2 protein-coding genes are annotated in these 2234 nt (G+C 35.0%); both read left to right on the top strand.

Annotation, left to right across the window (positions count from 1 at the left end):
- The first annotated feature begins 358 nt into the window (after positions 1–358).
- Complete coding sequence (locus PSE7429_RS22460; RefSeq protein WP_009629689.1) at positions 359–1048, top strand: SMI1/KNR4 family protein; 690 nt, start codon at positions 359–361, stop codon at positions 1046–1048.
- A 973-nt stretch (positions 1049–2021) separates the two neighbouring features.
- Positions 2022–2120: a hypothetical protein gene (locus PSE7429_RS25350; protein WP_009629687.1), complete on the top strand. Its 99-nt coding sequence runs from the start codon at positions 2022–2024 to the stop codon at positions 2118–2120.
- The last annotated feature ends 114 nt before the right edge of the window (positions 2121–2234 follow it).

Below are 2234 nucleotides of genomic sequence, written 5' to 3'. Positions count from 1 at the left end.
ACATCCTTAATTCCTAATCCTAAATATTCTCCTTTTCATTCTCTTGGATTTGCCCAGTTCTCCATTCTCTGGGTTACTTTTTCCTGCTCTTTTTCTGATTAGCTTAATCAACTTAGTCTAAACTCCAGTTATTAGTTGTAATGCTTATAAAAGCTAATGGTAGTCTTTAACCAAACTTTGCCTATAAATTTTTCCCAATCAATATCTTTATCGATCTATTATTAATTAGCCCTCCACTCGTATTACTTCAAGAATGGCGCGTTACGCTAGAACTAACGCACCCTTGCTCCTATTAGCGCTAGTTTCTCTCGTCTCTAAAAATTAGCTATTTCTTCCACGTAACATCAGTAAATAAGATATGACACTGCTAACGCAATTGCTTAATAGACTTAGTGTATGGATTCAAAGTAAATATCCAGATGGAATTATCCTTCTAAATAATGGTCTCACTCGCGATCAGATAACAGAAAAGATAAAGTCACTTCCTTTTCAATTTCCCGAAGAGTTATATGAGCTTTATCAATGGCGAAATGGACAAAAATATGGTTCAAAAGGGGCGATGAAAATTATTAATTCTAAAGGCTTTGGCTATGATATCGATCTGGAGGTCTTTGACTGTAGAGTTTTTCTGCCTCTTGAAGATGCCATAGAAAGATATAACTTTGAACTACACGGCTATAACTTTTCCGATCCTTCCCCTCGTTTTAAATACTCATGGTTTCCTGTTTTTTATCGAGATAGTTATAATTATCTTCTGTTTGATATCAGAGAAAGTGGGACTTGCCCATTAGTGTCTATGCGTATCCAATCACTTCCTGAAGAAGCTTTAATAACCTATAGTAGCCTCACAAAAATGATAATGACTTTGGTGGAGTTTTATGAAGCAGGTGGTGATGAAGTCGGTGTTCATGAGTTTTGCGATGAGTTTGAGCAAATCTGGCTTCAACATAATGCTGACATCATCGCAGATGATTTCTCTCAATCGCTTAGAGACACGAGAGATGGAAGACTTTTCAGTTTTTATTATAACCCTAATGAGGAATTCTAAAATAAGTAGGATACGATCATTTTCATTGTGTTCTTGGATAGTGATTAAACGCTTCAGCTTCATGATCTCCTCCACTTCATGCCGAGCCTGTTGATCATAGGAATGCTCAAACTCAGCAACCAAGCTATCGGCATTTTAAAAATATGTAGGCAATCAATGTCTTTTTAGATTTAGGAGCGATCGCTTGTTGGGCTTTTTCATTGTAAAGGCGATCGCTTAAGGTTGAAGCTTATTATTTGCGATCGCTTTTTAGTGATAACTGAGTCAACCTCTTGTTGGTTGTGATGCTTATAAAAGCTAATGCTAGTCTTTAACAAAACCTTGTCTATAAATTTTTCCCAATCAATATCTTTATCGATCTATTATTAATTAGCCCTCCACTGGTACTACTTCAAGAATGACGCGTTACCCTAGAACTAACTCACCCTACCTTCTGAAACTCTTAATGTAAACACATGAATCAGCAATTTATAACCCAACTTCCTCTGACTTATGTTGATTCAGTTCAGTTTGAGAACATTGGTACTATATTTCAGTTAAAATTATTAAATCATGAACAAAACCTACTAGTTTTACTTAAAAATATTCTTCATCTAAATTTTTCTAAAGACTCATTGAGGTCTGATGATGACTTTGTAAATCTTATTGAAATCACTCATGAATATCGAATTCCGAATAGTCATGATTTAAGGAATTATACTTTTTATATTGATATTAACAAACTATCTCCATTAAATATTATTACTCTGTATGGTAATACTACAATGGAAATCATTTGCGAGGAGATTGAAGTAAAAGAGTCTACATTTAGGAATTAGCGATCACTGGGTAGCAGTTTTTGCTCACACAGTCTCTTTCGAGTTTTGTAATTGTATAGTCGTCGCTTTTTAAGGGGAGCATCTCACTAATGCAATGAGTATTTCTACTTATAGATGACATATGAGAAAATGAATAAAAATGAGGTTAAAAAAAGATGACACCCGAAGAAAGCAAAGTTCTGAAAGAACATCTAAAAGCTGCGGCGGCAATTCTATTGAATAATACCCCAAAAGAAGAGACTAAAAAGCTTTAACAGCATAGAATTAGCAGTCAGAGACCACTTGCTACAAAGAAGTAGCACCAGAGATACGGTTAAATTTTTTTAAGCAGCAGCAGCAAAACAAGAACAGGAAGAAGCAGAAAGATC

The sequence above is a fragment of the Pseudanabaena biceps PCC 7429 genome (assembly GCF_000332215.1).
In the GTDB taxonomy this organism is placed as follows: Bacteria; Cyanobacteriota; Cyanobacteriia; order Pseudanabaenales; family Pseudanabaenaceae; genus Pseudanabaena; species Pseudanabaena biceps.
This window is presented reverse-complemented; position numbering and strand designations above follow the sequence as displayed.

Excerpts from the sequence above, each read along its gene's own strand:
- PSE7429_RS25350 (WP_009629687.1), top strand. The coding sequence starts at position 2,022 with ATGACACCCGAAGAAAGCAAAGTTCTGAAAGAACATCTAAAAGCTGCG.
- PSE7429_RS22460 (WP_009629689.1), top strand. The coding sequence starts at position 359 with ATGACACTGCTAACGCAATTGCTTAATAGACTTAGTGTATGGATTCAA.